Origin of the sequence: Burkholderia sp. 567, assembly GCF_040545115.1 — a bacterium.
Lineage (GTDB): Bacteria > Pseudomonadota > Gammaproteobacteria > Burkholderiales > Burkholderiaceae > Burkholderia > Burkholderia ambifaria.
The window spans coordinates 48,679-66,411 of the sequence record NZ_JBEPLG010000012.1; the positions used below are offsets into that span (position 1 = coordinate 48,679).

18 protein-coding genes are annotated in these 17,733 nt (G+C 65.7%); 8 read left to right on the plus strand and 10 right to left on the minus strand.

Annotation, left to right across the window (positions count from 1 at the left end):
• Window positions 1-36 precede the first annotated feature (36 nt).
• Window positions 37-1,440: a serine hydrolase domain-containing protein gene (locus ABIC50_RS28650; protein WP_354168239.1), complete on the minus strand. Its 1,404-nt coding sequence runs from the start codon at window positions 1,438-1,440 to the stop codon at window positions 37-39.
• A gap of 255 nt (window positions 1,441-1,695) precedes the next feature.
• Here ABIC50_RS28650 and ABIC50_RS28655 point away from each other — a divergent pair, with 255 nt between their 5' ends.
• The 5 genes from ABIC50_RS28655 to ABIC50_RS28675 all read left to right on the plus strand — a co-directional run bounded on the left by ABIC50_RS28655 (window position 1,696) and on the right by ABIC50_RS28675 (window position 5,655).
• The gene (locus tag ABIC50_RS28655; RefSeq protein WP_006760790.1) at window positions 1,696-2,115 is read left to right on the plus strand and encodes an HIT family protein; all 420 of its coding nucleotides are present in this window, start codon (window positions 1,696-1,698) and stop codon (window positions 2,113-2,115) included.
• 233 nt (window positions 2,116-2,348) lie between these two features.
• Window positions 2,349-2,513, plus strand: a complete 165-nt coding sequence (locus tag ABIC50_RS28660) for a hypothetical protein (RefSeq protein ID WP_164714766.1) — start codon at window positions 2,349-2,351, stop codon at window positions 2,511-2,513.
• A gap of 174 nt (window positions 2,514-2,687) precedes the next feature.
• A complete protein-coding gene (locus ABIC50_RS28665) occupies window positions 2,688-3,347 on the plus strand; it encodes a methyltransferase family protein (RefSeq protein ID WP_354168241.1) in 660 nt (219 codons plus the stop codon).
• Window positions 3,348-3,715: 368 nt separating this feature from the next.
• The gene (locus ABIC50_RS28670; protein ID WP_011659738.1) at window positions 3,716-4,153 is read left to right on the plus strand and encodes a hypothetical protein; all 438 of its coding nucleotides are present in this window, start codon (window positions 3,716-3,718) and stop codon (window positions 4,151-4,153) included.
• A gap of 665 nt (window positions 4,154-4,818) precedes the next feature.
• Window positions 4,819-5,655 carry a bifunctional allantoicase/(S)-ureidoglycine aminohydrolase gene (locus tag ABIC50_RS28675; RefSeq protein ID WP_175660039.1) on the plus strand — a complete coding sequence of 279 codons (837 nt, stop codon included), beginning with the start codon at window positions 4,819-4,821 and terminating at the stop codon, window positions 5,653-5,655.
• Window positions 5,656-5,824: 169 nt separating this feature from the next.
• On the opposite strand, the gene ABIC50_RS28680 is transcribed toward ABIC50_RS28675, so the two are convergent.
• Window positions 5,825-6,436, minus strand: a complete 612-nt coding sequence (locus ABIC50_RS28680) for a GTP pyrophosphokinase (RefSeq protein WP_354168243.1) — start codon at window positions 6,434-6,436, stop codon at window positions 5,825-5,827.
• Entirely contained in the window at window positions 6,433-7,443 is a 1,011-nt protein-coding gene (locus ABIC50_RS28685; RefSeq protein ID WP_354168245.1) for a hypothetical protein, read from the minus strand. Before ABIC50_RS28685 ends, ABIC50_RS28680 begins: the two co-directional genes overlap by 4 nt.
• Before the next feature lie 450 nt (window positions 7,444-7,893).
• On the opposite strand from ABIC50_RS28685, the gene ABIC50_RS28690 reads away from it, so the two are divergent.
• Complete coding sequence (locus ABIC50_RS28690) at window positions 7,894-8,274, plus strand: hypothetical protein (protein ID WP_354168247.1); 381 nt, start codon at window positions 7,894-7,896, stop codon at window positions 8,272-8,274.
• Window positions 8,275-8,807: 533 nt separating this feature from the next.
• Here ABIC50_RS28690 and ABIC50_RS28695 read toward each other — a convergent pair.
• From ABIC50_RS28695 to ABIC50_RS28705, 3 genes are all read right to left on the minus strand, one after another.
• Complete coding sequence (locus ABIC50_RS28695; RefSeq protein ID WP_175707945.1) at window positions 8,808-9,041, minus strand: hypothetical protein; 234 nt, start codon at window positions 9,039-9,041, stop codon at window positions 8,808-8,810.
• A gap of 119 nt (window positions 9,042-9,160) precedes the next feature.
• Window positions 9,161-9,802: a hypothetical protein gene (locus tag ABIC50_RS28700; protein ID WP_354168249.1), complete on the minus strand. Its 642-nt coding sequence runs from the start codon at window positions 9,800-9,802 to the stop codon at window positions 9,161-9,163.
• Window positions 9,803-9,953: 151 nt separating this feature from the next.
• Window positions 9,954-10,748 (minus strand): aminoglycoside phosphotransferase family protein, encoded by a 795-nt coding sequence (locus ABIC50_RS28705; protein WP_354168250.1) that lies wholly within the window; start codon window positions 10,746-10,748, stop codon window positions 9,954-9,956.
• 216 nt (window positions 10,749-10,964) lie between these two features.
• Between ABIC50_RS28705 and ABIC50_RS28710 the strand changes: the two genes are divergently transcribed.
• On the plus strand, window positions 10,965-13,091 hold the full coding sequence (locus tag ABIC50_RS28710; RefSeq protein WP_354168252.1) for a penicillin-binding protein 1A: 2,127 nt from the start codon (window positions 10,965-10,967) through the stop codon (window positions 13,089-13,091).
• An 8-nt stretch (window positions 13,092-13,099) separates the two neighbouring features.
• Entirely contained in the window at window positions 13,100-13,711 is a 612-nt protein-coding gene (locus ABIC50_RS28715) for a trimeric intracellular cation channel family protein (RefSeq protein ID WP_354168254.1), read from the plus strand.
• Window positions 13,712-13,750: 39 nt separating this feature from the next.
• On the opposite strand, the gene ABIC50_RS28720 is transcribed toward ABIC50_RS28715, so the two are convergent.
• The 4 genes from ABIC50_RS28720 to ABIC50_RS28735 are packed head-to-tail and all read right to left on the minus strand — an operon-like array spanning window position 13,751 to window position 17,710.
• Window positions 13,751-14,581 carry a heme ABC transporter ATP-binding protein gene (locus ABIC50_RS28720; protein WP_354168255.1) on the minus strand — a complete coding sequence of 277 codons (831 nt, stop codon included), beginning with the start codon at window positions 14,579-14,581 and terminating at the stop codon, window positions 13,751-13,753.
• 19 nt (window positions 14,582-14,600) lie between these two features.
• On the minus strand, window positions 14,601-15,698 hold the full coding sequence (locus ABIC50_RS28725; protein ID WP_354168257.1) for a FecCD family ABC transporter permease: 1,098 nt from the start codon (window positions 15,696-15,698) through the stop codon (window positions 14,601-14,603).
• Between the two features lie 15 nt (window positions 15,699-15,713).
• Complete coding sequence (locus ABIC50_RS28730) at window positions 15,714-16,622, minus strand: heme/hemin ABC transporter substrate-binding protein (protein WP_471685681.1); 909 nt, start codon at window positions 16,620-16,622, stop codon at window positions 15,714-15,716.
• Window positions 16,619-17,710 (minus strand): hemin-degrading factor, encoded by a 1,092-nt coding sequence (locus ABIC50_RS28735; RefSeq protein ID WP_354168259.1) that lies wholly within the window; start codon window positions 17,708-17,710, stop codon window positions 16,619-16,621. The genes ABIC50_RS28730 and ABIC50_RS28735 overlap by 4 nt, the downstream gene beginning before the upstream one ends.
• Window positions 17,711-17,733: the final 23 nt, after the last annotated feature.

Genomic DNA, 17,733 nt, shown 5'->3' on the forward strand with positions numbered 1-17,733 from the left:
GCCGCGGCACGGCACGTCACGTCACGTCACGTCACGTCACGTGCCGGATGCCGGTACGGCGTCGAGCACGCGCGCGAGAAACGCCTCGTGGTTCCACGCCGATTCCGGCCGCGACAACCCGAGCCGCACGACCACCAGCTCGCGGCTCGGCACCACGCTCACGAACTGGCCTTCATGACCGACCGCATGAAACGCGTCGGCGGGCATCGCGCTCGCATGCGGCTCGCGATCGTTGAACGGCTCCGGCACCTTCACCCAAAGATGCGCGCCGAATTCCTGGTGCGTCGATTGCGGCGTCGCGCGCGTCAGGTAGCGCACCCAGCCTTCCGGCAGCAGCCGCTGCCCGTTCCACACGCCGTCCTGCAGCAGAAACTGCCCGAAGCGCGCCCAGTCGTGCGCACTCGCATACAAATAAGACGGGCTGCCGAGCGTGCCGGCCGCATCGGGCTCGAACACGGCGCTGTGCATCCCGAGCGGCTCAAACAGCGCACGGCGCGGAAAGGCGAGGTAGTCGGCCTCGGTGCCGCCCAGCGCTTCGCGCATCACGCGCGCGACGATCGCGCTCGTGCCGCTCGAGTAGTACCACTGCGTGCCGGGCTGCGCGGCGAGCGGCTTGGCCGACGCGAAGCGCGCGGTGTCGGGCTGCGTGAACAGCATCACGGCGACGTCGGACAGCGGGTCGTCGTAGTCTTCGTTGAATTCCAGGCCGCTCGTCATCCGCAGCAGCTCGTCGAGCGTGATCGCCGCGCGCGCATCGCCGCTGCCGCGCCATTCGGGCAGCAGCGCCGACGCATCCGGCGACAGCTTGTGCTGCGCGACCAGCACGCCGGCCAGCGCGGCCGTCACGGTCTTCGTCATCGACCAGCCGGGCAGCGGCGTGTCGGCCGTGAAGCCGGGTGCATAGCGTTCGGCGATCACGTGGCCGCGCCACATCACGACGACCGCACGGGTGCGCCGCGGCCGCGCCGGATCGGGTTCGTCGAACGCGCGGTCGAGCGCGATGTGCAGCTTGCGTGCGTCGATGCCGGCGGGCGGTGCGGGCGGCGCCGCATCGTTCGCGGATGGTGGATCGGCGACGGGCGGCAGCGCGGCCGGCAGCACGCCGGGCGACGTCCCGAGCGCGAGCGTGCAGCCGAGCCCGGGCCGGAACTCCGCCTCGCGTCGCGCGAAACCGGCGAACGTCGCGACTGCGCGATGATGCTCGGGATCGAGCGACGGGTGCACCAGTTTCAGCAGCGGGTGCACGCCGGCCATGATGTCGACGTCGATCACCGACGCGGCCGGACGGCCTGACACGAACACGCCGGAACACAGCGCCTTCGCGGCATAGCCCGTCGCGATCGGGGCGAGCCGCGACAGCATGTAGCCGGTGTAGCCGAGCGCGGCGACGAGCGCGACCGCGACGCCGCGCAGGACCAGCGATTTGAAGGGGATCGTCATGCGCGAGCGTCCTCGGTGGCGTGCCGGCCGGCAACGATCCGGCAGTGTCGCAGGTTCGGGCAAGCGGTGGCAATCGCGGGGGAGTGACGACGCCGGGGGCGGCGTCGCTCGGGCGATATGCTGGCCGGCGTGTGCGAATCGCGTGTGTCGATCGCGCGGGTTCGTACCGGCAAGTTGAAATCCGACCGGCCGTCGGCCGATAATCGTCCGGCATCGTTCCCAGTCAAACCGCCCATCGAACAATCGGAAAACGCCATGTCCTACGACAACAACAACCCGTTCGCCAGAATCCTGCGCGGCGAACTGCCGTGCGTGAAGGTCGCCGAAGACGACGCAACCCTCGCGATCATGGATCTCATGCCGCAGGCCGACGGTCACGTGCTCGTGATCCCGAAGGAGCCGGCCGCGCAGATCTTCGAGCTGTCCGGCGATGCGGCCGCGGCCGGCATCCGGATGACGCAGCGCGTCGCGGCGGCCGTGCGCGCGGCGCTCGGGCCGGACGGCGTGTTCATCGGCCAGTTCAACGGCGCGGCGGCGGGCCAGACGGTCCCGCATGTGCATTTCCACGTGATCCCGCGCTGGGAAGGCGTCGAGCTGCGGCTGCACGCGCGCGACATCGCCGACGCGGCCGCGCTCGAATCGGTCGCGCAGCGCATCCGCGAACGTTTCGTGTAACGCGTGTCGGGCTCGTCATGCGGGGCGGCGCCAGTGCCCGTGGGCTATCGCGCCGCACGCACCTGTTTCAGCGGTCACGCGACGTAACACGTGTAACCGGTCGCGAAACTCGTTCCCCCGGCCCCGGCGCTAGACTCCCGCGCATTACCGCATCGAGCGACAGGAAGGCTGGACCGCCCCGTCGTGCCGGCCGTCGCGAGATGCAATGTGTCCTCTTCGCCGGGAATCGAGCCATGTACAAAGTTCTCATCACGTTTGCGCTGATCGCCGGCCTGTCCGGCTGCTACGTCGCGCCGCCTTACGGCTACGCACCCGCGCCGGTCTACTACGGCTATGCGCCCGCGTATTACGCACCGCCCGTCAGCGTCGGGATCGGCGGCCACTTCCGCATTCGCTGACCAGCCGACGGGCGCGGGCTGCCCCGCGCGTCGATCACGTCGATCGGCCGCGTCGGTCGACGCCGCGCCGCCGCTTCTCGCAACAACACTTCGCGCGCCGCATGACGGCGCGCGTGCGCATCGGCCGCCCGGGTTCCTATACTTCACAGGAAAACCCACCCCGGCGAGGCAGCCATGGCCGTTACGCGCAAGGTCGCAATCGTGTCGAGCGTGTCCGCGCTCGTCTACCTCGGGCTCGCCGTGCTCGGCATCGGCGGGTTCGCCGCCTTCTTTTCTCATCTGCAACTGACCGTCATCGCCGTCGCGACGCTCGCGCTGGCCGCCGCCGCGTTGTTGACCGAAGGCAACCTGAACGCCGGCGAACGCGAGGACCGCGACAACCGCTGGGTGCTTCCGGCCTTCGCGGCCAGCGGGTTCCTGCTCGCCTATCTGCCCGCGCTGACCGACCGGCTCGACGTATGGACCTTCGGCGGCGACACGGTGCGCTGGATCGGCGTCGTGCTGTATGTCGCCGGCGGCGTGCTGCGCATCTGGCCCGTGTTCGTGCTCGGCAAGCGCTTCAGCGGGCTGGTGGCGATCCAGCCGGGCCACACGCTGGTCACGGACGGCATCTATCGCAGGATCCGAAATCCGAGCTATCTCGGCCTGATCGTGAATGCGCTCGGCTGGGCATTCGCGTTCCGATCGGGCGTCGGGCTGCTGCTCGTCGCGCTGACCATGGTGCCGCTCGTCGCGCGCATCCGTTCCGAGGAAGCGCTGCTGCGCGCGCAATTCGGCGCCGAATACGATGCGTACTGCGCGCATACCTGGCGGCTGCTTCCGGGCGTGTATTGACCCTCGTTCACCATCGGAAAACCGACTGGCGCCCCGCGGCGCTCGCCGATGTGTTGCCACCTGTGTCCGAACGCGCGCCGTCGACGCTCCCCGTACCGTCCCCGCGACCGGTCGCCCGTTGCCGGAGCCTTTACCGGCGGGCCTTGGCGGTGATTTCGGCAAGCCTTTCCGAGTCCCGTTTCGGTAAACAACTTGTTACGAGAATGTCGACTGCAACGGGGCTCGACCGGTGCTATTCTTCGCCGCAAGCTCATTGAAATGAATTGGTCCGGGATTCGGCACAATGCTGGTCTCCACCTCGATCGATTCAGATCGTCGTATCGAGCGGACCTTCAATAACCAGATTGCGAACAAGGAAGAATACGGGAATGTGGAAGAAAATTGCCCCCACTCTCGTCGTCGCCGTGCTGACCGGCGCGACCGCATTGCCGGCAATGGCCGGTGACCTGAACAATGCCCTTGGCGGCGCGCTCGGCGGGGTTGCCGGCGCAGCGGTCGGCGGCGCGGTCGGTGGCAGCACCGGCTCCGTCATCGGCGGCGCGATCGGCGGCGGCGCAGGCGGCGCAGTGACGTCGAACCGTCGCGAGCGCACCGGCGCAATCATCGGCGGCGCCCTCGGCGGCGGCGCGGGTACCGCAGCCGGTAACGCAATGGGCGGCCGCACGGGCGGCCTGCTGGGCGCGGCCGTCGGCGGTGGCGCAGGCGCGGCGCTGGGCGGCAACATGTCGCGCAGCTCGTACGAGCGCGATCACGGCGATCGCGGCTATCGGCACCGCAAGCATCGCCACCACCGCGACTGGGACTGATCGCCGCGGGCGCGGCACGGTGCGCGACTTGCGCACCGGCACGCCCGACGCGTCGGCACTTGATCCGACAGCCGGCCCGGCGGCCTCAGCCGGGCCGCCGTCGCCGGCAAGACCGGCGGCTTCATTCCCTTCCGCAGTTCATGCCCGGCCCCGCTCGACGGGTTGGCACATTCCCTCCCGCTGTACCTTTCCCGCTGATAGACGACATCGCCAGTTGCATTGACATGCAATCGCTCGGGCTCGGCTCGTCCGTGATCAGGATTTCCCTGACGCACCGAACGCGCGCGACACGCGTGCACCGGCCCTCGCGGGCGCTACCGGGTAGTGCGAAATCGAATGGATGTCATCGCAACATTTAATTGGTCGATCGAAATCGACTTCGCTATCGTCAACGCTGCCCGCGTACGGAATCGAACCGTGCCGTCCCCCGTGCCCCGCCGCATGACCGCGAGTGTCCGAGGCCCGGCCGCCGGACCCACAAGCATGGGTCGCCCCGCCCGCTGAACCGGGCGGACCCGTCGCGAAGCCTGGCCGACCGAACGAAGGCGCCCGCGCTTTCAAGCCACCCCGGCAACGATGTCCCGCCGCCGCATGCGTGCCCCACGCGCGTGCCGCGCTTGGCCGTTGCGACCCGGGGCCGGACCAACCCATTGCCTGGATGCTTTATGTCTAAGACAACGTATTACGCGCCGCATGGCGGCCACCCGCCGCAGACCGATCTGCTGACCGATCGCGCGATGTTCACCGAGGCGTACGCTGTCATTCCGAAGGGAGTGATGCGCGACATCGTCACGAGCTGGCTGCCGTTCTGGACCAACACGCGCCTGTGGGTGATCGCGCGTCCGCTGTCGGGTTTCGCCGAAACCTTTTCGCAGTACATCGTCGAAGTGAACCCGGGCGGCGGCAGCGACAAGCCCGAGCAGGACAAGAACGCCGAAGCCGTGCTGTTCGTCGTCGAAGGCGAGGCGGAGCTGACGTTGCAGGGCACCAAGCACACGCTGAAGCCGGGCGGCTACGCGTTCATTCCGCCGGGCGCGGACTGGACGCTGCACAACGTCAGCGATGCCGCCGTGCGTTTCCACTGGGTGCGCAAGCACTACCAGGCCGTCGACGGCATCGCGCTGCCCGACGCGTTCGTGACCAACGAGCAGGACGTCGAGCCGATCCCGATGCCGGGCACCAACGGCGCATGGGTGACGACGCGCTTCGTCGACATGAGCGACATGCGTCACGACATGCATGTGAACATCGTGACGTTCGAGCCGGGCGGCGTGATTCCGTTCGCCGAGACGCACGTGATGGAGCACGGGCTGTACGTGCTCGAAGGGAAGGCCGTTTATCGCCTGAACCAGGACTGGGTGGAGGTGGAAGCGGGCGACTTCATGTGGCTGCGCGCGTTCTGCCCGCAGGCATGCTATTCGGGGGGGCCTGGGCGCTTCCGATATCTGCTGTACAAGGATGTGAACCGTCACATGAACCTGACGCTGAATCCGGCGCGCTGAAAGTCGCGCAAAGTCGGATAGGAAAGCCCGCCGGTGGAAGTCGGCGGGTTTTTTTCATTTCGGGTGTTCGTTGATTTCTGGAGAGGTGTGTCCGCCGAATGGCGGGTTGCAGATTACTGCAGTCGTCACCGTCTAGTTGGATCCCGGTCGTCACCGAAAGATAAAAGAGTTATCTAGCGGTTAGTTCTTTAGCGAGCTTGGCAAACATTTGATCTGCCCCCCAAGCCTGCGCTGCAGTGAACGCAATCTCCCGCGCTTGAAGTTCTGTTAGCGGCGACGTCGGTTTATAGGATAGGTCGTGCTCGGCTTCTCCCCAGGCATGTTGAAAAAGGGTCTTAATTTGCAACTCAAAGAAATCCGGGGCGCCGTGCTGCTCTTCGTCCTCGAATAGTTCTTCAGGAATCGCCAACACAAGGTGCCTACCTTCGTAGCCAAATTGCTTTGGCGAATCTGGTATGACTGAGTTTGCTTCGATGCGATTGAAGTATTTCATGATTGCTATCTCGACCACTTCGACGTCAGACAGATAGAAGACAGTGATACGAGCGGCGACTTGATCCTGTATTTCACTAAAAGGATCGGAATATTTGCGCTTCCCGCCATTTTCTTTGACTGCCTTTGCGAGGAACCGCGCAGGATCTTTGGCGCGTGTGCTGACTCGATCAATGTGTTTTATGCCGTCGAGACGCTGATTTAGGAAGGACATCAGGCCCGTAGCCAAGGGGGAAAGAATATTCGCATACCGGCGCGAATACTCAGCGAAAAGTTCTTCGTTGCTCATCGACTTGACCTCAGCTTTTCGTCCACAATCATCCCTTGAGTGGAATAGGCGTGGGCATCACCTATTTTCTCCGAATGGAAGACGTCCTCAAATCTATCTGTCGGCGCGGATAAAGTTGCACCGTTATCAAGTTCTATCTGTTTGTATGGGACATGCCTAATGAACTCGTCCGCATCGAACCGAAACGATTCAGTGATGAGACGCGCTGGCTTGACAGCGGCTTTTACTGCGTCTTTGGCCCTTTGGGACATCGCGAACTGATCGCAAAACTGTTCAATAGTCATGGCGTTCGATGTCAAATTGCCCGCGAGTCGCGCGGCTGCGACGATCTCTCCACGCACTTGAGGGTCGCTGGTAGACCTGCTTGCATCCTTCATGGCAATGGCGAGCCGGCGAGTCCCCTCCGCCGCGGTGGTTGTGAGTTCTGAGCACAGGAAGTCCACAATCCAATAATCGGCGATTGCTTTCGACCCGTGATTTAATTGCCGATCTGTGGCGATGCCTTTCCATGCGTCGCTTTTGCCCGCCTCGTGCCGATATGTCGCAGCTTTGTACGTGTGTGCGTTCTTTAAGAAAACTTGCTCAACAAACTCCACACTTAGCGCGCTGCCGTTCTTACTAGCTACAACTCCTTCGTCCGCAGCGAAGCGAGAAAGCACGATGCGCTTACCTGCCTTGCCCTCGTCAGCACCCAGACAGACGAAGAATAACCCCATACCTGCGGTGCCGGGCGTTGCGGCCTGCAATGACTGTGCCAACGGGAGCGCACTCGCTAGCCTCGGCTTCGTAAAGAAGGCAAGCAACTGCTCCCGGATCGGATTGATTTGATTGTCGGAAACGAAAGTGATCGGAACGTCGCGCCTGGACGTGGCACTATCAAATACTTCCGAAAGCATCTTGGAAAGCTTGCCCTTGTCTGGTTTGATGTGGATGCCATCGATGGCATCGGCAGCCCGCTTATGATTCTTTGGATAGGTCAGAAAACTGTAGATGCTTTCGATTGACATACTCAAATTCCCCCGACGCCTAGAGTAGATCGAACTCTGTCGACCTTTTTTCTTGGCGTATTGATTAGCGTAGCAGATCGGCTTCGATCGATGCTTCTTTCTTTGCGTATATAGGGGAAAGAACTAACGTGCGTTCTGATAATTTGGGGGCGAGTCAATTTGTCCTCAAGCGACGTGTTTTGGTCGAGCCAGTCTGATGACGAAAGTATGCCGTGGAGCAGCCCGCCCCCTGAATCTCAGGACACAGAGCACGCGAGGCGGAACCGACATTCGAACGTCCGAATGCAAGTATGGATTAGCGCCCGTAGATGGCCGAACGCGGCCGGCGGCCGGCCGCCGCCCTGCAACGTGCGACCGGCGCCGATCGACCCGGGGAGACCTTCGATCTTCACCGAAGCGGCCATTCGCAATGAGCTAAGCTACCGGTGGCCAGTCTGCTCAGAAAAGAACATGAACAAAGGACCGGTTGGTTTGTGCAATATCCCGGCGGAGGCGGCTACTACATTTGTACGGGAGGCAGACGTCGTGACAGGTGAACTGGTTCTATCTGCAAAGCGTGTTTGGTACTACTCGGAGTGTGATGAATCCGCATTCTTCGAGTGGCTCGATAAGCTGCCTTGTGTGAAGCGCTATGAAGGCGAGCTAGACGTATTGAGCATCTATGTCGATGAAACAAAGATCGATGAGAGTGCTTTGCGCGAGTTGCTCGCTCTGTTCCGGCGTTATGCGGTGGAAATGAAGCAGCTTCGTGTCTTTGACCGGAATGAATTCGCGCCCTGGTTCCGCGATCCACGGGCCTATTGGCATGTCGCGGTGTTTCAAACGCAGTGACGGGTCTCATCGCATCCGTGCGGTGCTGCGACTACGAGCGCATGCTGGCCCGCGACCAGATTTCAACATTATGCAGTATGGATGCTCCTAATACTGCTTATGACAGTAGCGACACTTAGAACCAACCCAAGGAGTCCATGTGCCGCATGGAGTACGGATGCCGAGCGATTTGCAGTGCGGGCAGACCAGAACAACCGACTTAGCCACACAAAAACAGAGTTCACACATGAAACCAGCTATGCCCGCCAAGGCTTTGGCTGACTCCAGTAAGGCCATCGACGATGCGCCGGCTCGCGCCTGCAACATGGCAAACACCTTCGGCAGATATCCTTGATACTCATCGCGTGCCGCCGGGCTGTGCGCAACCCCGATAGGGGCCCAGACGTAATACAAGACTTCATCCACCCTTCGGCACAGTTCCAGTTCGATTTTGGTCCACTTCCGCCCCATAGGTACCTCACGCGTTTCGCCATTGTTGTGGGTTGCGGATATAACGCTGCTGCTCGATGTCGGCAACAACATCGCGAACGGCATCAGTTGCCGTATTCTGCAATCAGGGCGTAGGCTAGATCTTCAAATCCTTCGACACTTTCATCGCCGCGAAAGCAGGAAACATTCATTTTCCCGTCATCAAAAACGTCGACCTCAACGCGCATCCCGACGAACGTCACCGATACCAGTATCGTGTCGCTTCGATGTCGCGAGAGGGAGTAGTACAGTTTCTTTTCGTCTAATTTTTCGAGAAGTTTGTAGAGCGGGTGGATCATAATTTTCTGGCGCTCCTAAATTTCGGTGTTCAGATGCCGCTCTGAAAGACCTCTTTTCGATCCAGCCGGTATAACTCTGGCTCGGCGTCGACCAGAATTCGCCTTATAGGTAGGTATCGTCATCTGGCTTTAACCGATTTGCGTGTGTACATTCGTGCTTGTGCCGCGCGAATGTATGCGTCCGTCTGCCACTCCTCATAACCGAGGAGGAAACCCTCCATGCGTTCAAGCGATTCGTTCCACCCGGTCACCTGTCCGGTATGCCAAAGAAGTATATAGGCATCAATTCGCCAAGCTTCGTAAGATCGTGCATACAAAACCCGCCTTGCACGGTGGCCCTCCAAAATTCTTGTTTCGACGTACTCTCTCTTTACGAATCGTCCTTCTGCCACATAACGGTCGAATAGTCGCTCTGGAATTGCACTATCATCTGTCGACAACGGATATTCTTCGCTGAAGGCAGCAAACGGTTTCGTTCCTTCTAGCATCAGCGCAAGCTCCCGATCTGTGTGGACCTGGTAAGGAAGATCGTCAACCCAATGACGAGGTCTCAGAATCGCCAAGGTCGATTCTCCAACCGAGAAACCGAAATACGCTGAGATTCTAGCCGTCTCGGACGCATCTAACTCATAGCAACAGTCTGCTTCAAATTTCTCGTCTCCCAACAAGGCGGAAATGACAGACGAATGCGGTACTTCAATCGAAAAGCGCGCACCGGGACAGGCCGTGTCCAAATCGATGATTTCGAAGATGAATTTCACGACCATATCGAAACCTCGAGGTTTGGTGCTTAAGATTGTCGTCAATCTAGCACCATCGGTCCAATGCCCCTTCCTGGCCGGGAGCCGCCAGTCTTCGCCGCGTTCGCCCGAAATTCCCGCCGAACCCATTCTCATGGCCGATGCGATATCGCTATCGATCGAGCACGCCCGCCGCCAGCCTCGCAACCTCCAGCCGCGTATCCGGCGGCAGTGCATCTTCCATCATCCAGACTGCCGACAACCCGGCCCATGCGAGTATCCATTGCAGCAGCCGGCGCCGGTCGATCCGCGTCACTTCAGCGACGAGCATGACGCGCCGCGCGAAGCGCGCCGGATCGACCGCAATGTCGTGCGTGGGATTGCAGAACAGGTTCGCGTAGTCGAACGCGCGGTCGCCGCGCAAACCCTTCGGGTCGATCGCGAGCCAGCCGCGATCGCCGAAGTGCAGCACGTTACCGTGATGGATGTCACCGTGCAGCACGACTTCGTCGGTGGATTGCACGGCCAGCAGCCGATGCGCGGTCGCGGCCGAACGGCGCAGCACGTCGTCGTCCGTGTCGTGCGACAGCAGCGCGTAGAACCAGTCGTGCAGCGGCACGACCGCGGGCGGCGCCGGTGCGCGATGCGCATGCAGCCGCGCGACGGCAGCACACGCGATCCGGATCGCATCGTCGTCGTGGCCCGCGGCGGACAAGCCGGCAAGCGTCGGCGCCGGCTGCGCGCGCTCGAGCAGCACCGCGTCGCTGTCGTGCAGCCACACGCGTGCGGCGCCGTCCCCGTTCCACCAGGTCATCAGCGCATTGCCGCGGCGCTCTTCGTCGCAGGTGGCGACTTTCAGCATCGCGGGCCGCGCGTGCCACACGACGGGCAGCACGCCGCCACTTGCGGTCAGGATCGGGCCGCCGTCGGGAACGAGGTCCCACAGGCGCAGGTACGTGTCGAACATGCAGATGATGGTACAAGCGAACCGGCTCGTGCGCAGCGCGGTTCGACTGGCGTCGCCGCGGGGCCACGAGCATCCTTTCCTGAATAAAATTTAGCCAGCCAAACTTTGGCTAAAGAATGTTCCGGTATTCCGGTATCCCTTCGACAATGCGCGCCTTCCGTGACCGACTGGCGCCACTCGAGCGCCCGCGGTCGCCGCATCGAAGAAGGAGCCCGCATGACCGACCACACCGCCAACCCTCCGCCGCCATCGGCGCAGCCTCCCGGATCGCCGCGCCGTCGTGCATGGCGCATCCTCGCAGGCGCGCTGCTCGGCCTGACGCTCGCGTGCGCGGGCATCGGCGCATGGACCATCGACCGCATCTGGACGCAACTGCCGTCCGTCGAACATCTGGCCGCCTATCGTCCCGCGCTGCCCCTGCGGATTTTCTCGCGTGACGGCGAGCTGCTGGCCGAGTACGGCGTCGAGCGCCGCGAGTTCGTGCCGCTCGAACGCATTCCGCCGCTGATGCGGCACGCGCTGCTCGCGGCCGAGGACGCGAAGTTCTATCAGCACGGCGCGATCGATGTCGGCGGCCTCGCGCGCGCGACCTTCGCGAACCTCGTGACGGGGCAGCCGGGGCAGGGCGGCAGCACGATCACGATGCAGGTCGCGCGCAACTTCTACCTGACACGCGACAAGGTGCTGAGCCGCAAGCTCGCCGAGATCCTGATGGCGATCAAGCTCGAGCGCGAATACGGCAAGGACAAGCTGCTCGAGCTGTACATGAACCAGATCTATCTCGGCGAGCGCGCGTACGGTTTCGCGGCGGCCGCGAACGTCTATTTCGGCAAGCCGCTCGACGCGCTGAGCGCGGGCGAGGCGGCCGTGCTCGCCGGGCTGCCGAAGGCGCCGTCCGCGTTCAATCCGGTCGTCAACCCGGCACGCGCGACCACGCGGCGCAACTACGTGCTCGGCCGCATGCATGCGCTCGGCGAACTCGACGATGCGGCGTATCGCGCGGCCATCGACGCGCCGATCGCGCTCGCGACCACGCCGCCGCCCGGCATCATCGCGGCGCCGTACGTCGCCGAGCGCGCGCGTCGGATGATGGTCGAGCGATTCCATGACGACGCCTACACGCTGGGCCTCGACGTGACGACGACGATTTCGATGCGCGACCAGCGCGCGGCCGAAGCCGCGCTCGACCGCACGCTGCGCCGGCAGCCACGCGCGAAGCGCGATGCGCGCAACGGGCTCGAAGGTGCGCTCGTGTCGCTCGATGCGGCCACCGGCGACATGCTGGCGCTCGTCGGCGGCGCGGATTTCAACGGCAACGTGTTCGACCACGCATTGCAGGCGTATCGGCAGCCGGGGTCGAGCTTCAAGCCGTTCGTCTATTCGGCGGCGCTGGAGAAGGGCTATTTCCCGGGCGTGCTGGTCGACGATACGCAGCGCACGCTCACGCATGCGGAAACCGGCGCGCGGCCGTGGCGTCCGCGCAATTACGGCAACCGGTACGAGGGTTTCATCCCGGTGCGGCGCGGGCTCGTGCGCTCGAAGAACCTCGTCGCGGTCAACCTGATGCAGGCCGCCGACGCGCGCTATGTGCAGCAGCACGCGGTGGGCTTCGGTTTCGACGCGCAGCGCAATCCGGCGTCGCTGCCGCTCGCGCTCGGCGCGGGCGCCGTGACGCCGCTCGAACTCGCGAGCGCGTACGGCGTGTTCGCGAACGGCGGGAGGCGGATGGTGCCGCGGCTGATCCTGTCGGTGAAGCCGCGTCACGGCGGCGCGCTGTACGACGCGCCGGCGCCGGACGGCACGCGCGTCGTGTCGGCGCGCAATGCGTTCGTGATGGACAGCATGCTGCGCGACGTCGTGCGGGCCGGCACCGCGCGCGGCGCGCTCGCGCTGCGCCGCGACGACGCGGCGGGCAAGACCGGCACGTCGAACGGCTCGAAGGACGTGTGGTTCGCGGGCTATTCGTCGGGCATCGTCGCGGTCGCGTGGCTCGGCTACGACACGCCGCGATCGATGGGGCGCGCGACCGGCGCGACGCTCGCGCTGCCGGTCTGGCTCGACTACATGAAGACGGCGGTTGCCGGACGTACGCCGGTCGACGCAACGCCGCCGCAGGACCTCGCGCTCGTCGACGGCGATTTCGTGTACGCCGAATACACGCGCGGCACCTGCACCGCCGACGTGCCGCCGTACATCCGCAGCCGCTTCGCGTGCGGCGGTGCGCCGGCATCCGATGGGCCGGACGCGCCGGACGCGCACGGCAAGCGCGACGAGCCGATGCCCGCGGCCGTCGATGCGCCCGAGCGCGAACGCGTGCTCGACCTGTTCCGTACCGAGGACTGAGGCGCGCGATGCATACGCTCTATCTGATTGCGATCGTCGCGGAAGCGATGTCGGGCGCGCTGATGGGAATGCGGCGCGGGATGGATCGCTTCGGGCTCGCGCTCGTCGGCGCGGTGACCGCGCTCGGCGGCGGCACCGTGCGCGACGTGCTGCTCGGCCACTATCCGCTCGGCTGGATCGCGCGTCCCGAGTACCTCGTGATCACGCTCGCCGCGGCGACCGTCGCGTCGTGGGCCGCGCGGCACGTCGCGCGCATGAAAGCGCTGTTCGTCACCGTCGATGCGATCGGCCTCGCGGCGTTCACGATCATCGGCTGCGACATCGGCGCGTCGACGGGCAACGCGCCGATCATCGTCGTGCTGGCCGGCGTGATCACCGGCGTGTGCGGCGGGATGCTGCGCGACCTGCTGTGCAACGAGATGCCGCTGATTTTGCGCGAGGAGCTGTATGCGAGCGTCGCGTTCTTCACGGGGACGCTGTATGTCGGGATGCAGTATTTCGGCATCGACGCCGGGTTCGCGACGGGGGGCGCGCTGGCGGCCGGATTCACGATGCGGATGCTTGCCGTGCGGCTCGGATGGAAGATGCGGACGTTCGGCGCGGCGGATGTCGGGCATTGAGCGACAGGACGGCCAGCGATCGCACGGCACGCAGCGGCTTTACGCCGGCACCATGACGGGCGGCGACCCGTCTCCGGTTTCCACCATCTTCACCGCGAAGCCGTAGCACCGCGCGATATGGGCGGGTGTCATCACGTCGCGCGGCGTGCCGTGCGCGACGATCGTGCCGTCCGCGAGCAGTGCGATCGAATCCGCGTGCCGCGCGGCGAGATTCGGATCGTGCACGATCGCGAGCACGCCGAGCTGCCATTCGCGCGCGACGGCGCGCACGGTATCGAGCAGCCGGTGCTGATGCGCGAGATCGAGCGCAGCGGTCGGTTCGTCGAGCAGCAGGTAGCGCGGGCCTTGTTCCATCGCATCGTCGTCCGGCCACAGCTGCGCGAGCACGCGGGCGAATTGCACGCGGGCAATCTCGCCTCCGGACAAGGTCGTCACGTCGCGACCGACGAGCGCATCGGCGCCCGCGCGTTCGAGCGCCTGCCACGCGATGTCGCGATCGCGGTGTGCGATCACATGCCGCGCACCGCCCCGCCGCGCATGCGGATACCGGCCGAGCAGCACGATCTCCTCGACGCTGAACGGAAACGCCGGCTGCGCGGCCTGCGGCAGCACCGCGCGCAGGCACGCGAGACGCGGTGTGTCGATGCGCGCAAGCGGTTCGCCGTTCAGCGTGATGTCGCCGGTCACGCGCACGCCGTTCGGCGCGACGCTGCCGGTCAGTTCGCCGGCGAAAGTTTTCAGCAGCGTGCTCTTGCCCGCGCCGTTGCGGCCGAGTAGCGCGGTCACGCGGCCTGGTTCGATCGACAGCGACAGGTCGCGCAGAATGACGTTGTGTCGGCGGGCGACGTCGAGGTGGTGGGCGGTCAGCATGATCGTCGTGAAGAAAGGATTACCCGCCGAGCGCACCGCGGTTCTTCCACAGCAGCACGAGGAAGAACGGCGCGCCGAGCAGCGCGGTCAGCACGCCGAGCGGAATTTCGGCGGGCGCGGCAATCGTGCGTGCGGCGAGATCGGCGGCGAGCGTCAGCAGTGCGCCGAGCAACGCGGCGCCGGGCAGCACGACGCGCTGGTCGGGGCCGCACGCGAGGCGCACGCAGTGCGGCGCGACGAGCCCAATGAAGCCGATGATGCCCGCGCACGACACGAGTGCGCCGACCGCGAGCGCGACCGCGACGAGCACGCGCCGCTTGAGCCGTTGCACGGGCACGCCGAGATGCAGCGCTTCGGTTTCGCCGAGCTGCAGCGCATTCAGTGCATCGCGTTCGCGCGCGAGCAGCACGCAGCCGATCGCGACGCACGGCGCGACGGCCGCCAGCGCGGACCATTGCGCGCCGCCGAGGCTGCCGAGGCTCCAGAACGTCAGCGAGCGCAACTGCGCATCGTCGGCGACGAACGTGAGCAGCCCGATCGCTGCGCCGACCAGCGCGTTGATCGCGATGCCCGCGAGCAGCAGCAGCGGCAGCGCAAGCCGGCCGCGCGACGCGGCGAGCCGGTAGACGAGCCCCGCGACGGCAAGCGCGCCCGCGAACGCGGCGACGGGCAGCACGGCGGCGCTCGCGTGCGCGGCGAACAGCGCGGGGCCCAGGACGATCATCGTCGTCGCGCCGAGTGCCGCGCCGCTCGACACGCCGACGAGGCCCGGATCGGCGAGCGGATTGCGGAACAGCGCCTGCATCGCGGCGCCGGCTGCACCGAAGCCGCCGCCGACCAGCAGCGCGAGCACGACGCGCGGCGCGCGGATGTCGAACAGCACCGCGCGCGCCTGCTGCGCGGCTGCATCGCCGGTCAGCGCGGCCCATGCTTGCGCGATCGGAATGCGATAGGCGCCGACGCACAGCGCGACGACGGACATCGCGCACACCAGACAAGCGAGCGCGGCCAGCGCGAACGGCGCGAAGCGGCGCGACGTGCCGACGCGCGCGGCGCCGGAACGTGAGGCGGACGATGCGCGCGACGGTGCGGGGAAGGGCGAAGCAGGAACGGGCATCGGGTCAATCCGGAATCAGGCGAGCGCATCCGACAGCCGTCGGTGCAGGGTCGTGACGGCGAGCGGCAGGCGCGGGCCGAAGCCGAGCAGGAACAGCGCATCGAGCGACACGACGCGCTGCGCGCGGCCGGCCGGCGTCGCGCCGAAGCCGGGCGCGGCAAGCAGCGCCGCGCGGCCGCCGACCGCCGCGAGCCCTTCGTCTGAGATCAGCACGACGTCGGGTGCGGCGGCGGCGAGCGCTTCGCTCGTCAGCGGCTTGTAGTGATCGAAGCCCTGCATCGCATTGCGCGCGCCCGCATAGCGGATCATTGCGTCGGCGGCGGTGCGCTGGCCGGCGGCGAGTGCCTGGTTGCCGGTATGGTTCAGCACGAACAGCACGCGCGGCGGCTGCGCGCCGCCGGGCACGCGCGCGGCGACTGCGTCGCGCGCGGCCTGCCAGTCGCGGTCGAAGCGTTGCAGCAGCGCGCTGCCGGCATCGCGCACGTCGAGCGCCCGCGCGACGCCGGTGATCTTCGCGCGTACCGAGTCGACGTCGTGGCGCTCGTCGAACGTCGTCACCGCGACGCCGGCGCTTTTCACCTGCGCGATCGCGGTGGGCGGGCCGGCTTCCGCCGACGCGAGCACGAGATCGGGGCGCAGCGACAGCAGCCCCTCGGCCGACAGCGCGCGCTGGTAGCCGACCTTCGGCAGGCGCTTCGCGGCGTCCGGGTACGTGCAGGTCGTGTCGGCGCCGACGAGCCGGTAGCCGCGCGCGTCGGCGCCGCCGAGCGCGAATGCGGTTTCCGCGAGCGCGCCGCCGATCACGACGACGCGCTTCTGCGCGGCCTGCGGCAGCGCGCGGCCGGGCAGCGCGCCCGCGAGCACGCCGGCAACCGCGCTCGCGAGCACGCCGCGACGTCGCGGCGAGAAGGCTCGCGCGCTCACCGCGCGTCCCCGTGCGCCGCCGACGGCAGCGTCGCGACGAGCGTGCGCCAGTCGCCGCGTTCGACCTTGCCGGGCTTGCGCTCGCCGAACAGCAGCGCGACGTGGTCGCCTTGTCGGTCGAACAGCTCAAGCGACGTGACGATGCCGTCGCTCGTCGGCTTCTTCACGACCCAGGCGGCGGCGATCAGCCGCTCGCGCACGTGCAGGTTGAAGCTTGGGTCGAGCACGTTGATCCATGCGCCGACCTCGCGCACGTTCGCGATGGGTCCTGTGTGGATCTGGATCATTCCCGCGTTGCCGACGAACACCATGATCGGCTGACCGCTCAGCGCGGCCCGTTCGAGCACGTGACGCAGCGCGCGCGCCGTTTCGACCGGATACGCATAGTGCGGATCGGCGAGACGCAGCGCCTGCATGCGGCTCACGCCGAAGCGCTGCGTGATGCCGAAGAACTGGTGCGTGTCGGTCATCGCGTCCCACGCCGCGCGAAAACCCGCGACGTCGATCTCGGTGTCGGCGCGCTCGGGCGTTTTCGGCGCGGCGGGCACGACCTCGAGCCCCGGCTCCTGCGTTGCCGCACGCCAGCGTTCGACGAACGCGTCGTACGCCGCGTGATCGCTGTGCGCGCGCAGGTAGACCTTGTGGATCGCATGACCTTGCGCGTCGAAGAACTGCAGGCTCTTCAGCGGACCGTGCGCGGTCTGGTCGCGCACCGCGAACGCCGACGCCCAGTGTCGGTAGAAGATGCGCAGGTCGATGTCGCCGAGCGCGAGTCCGACCGGGCCGTCGTGGCTCATCTGCGCATATTCGCCGTCCTTCTCGTGGACGGCCGTGTCGTTGCGCGTGAGCGCCATCACGCGACCGAGGCGCGGCATTTCCTCGAACATCGCCGGAAAGCGTGCGTCGAGCCGCACCACGTGCTCGCCGACGAACGCGGCGAGCGCCTCGCCTTCGCTGATGCCGAGCGCCTGTGCGACGTCGCGGTTGCGCAGTTGGCGCTCGGTCTTGAGCTTGATGAACGCGTCGCGCAATGCGGCGACCGCGCGGGCCGGCGTGGCCGGTTGACCGGGAAGGGCGGAATGCATCATGTCGGACTCCTTCAAGTAACGGT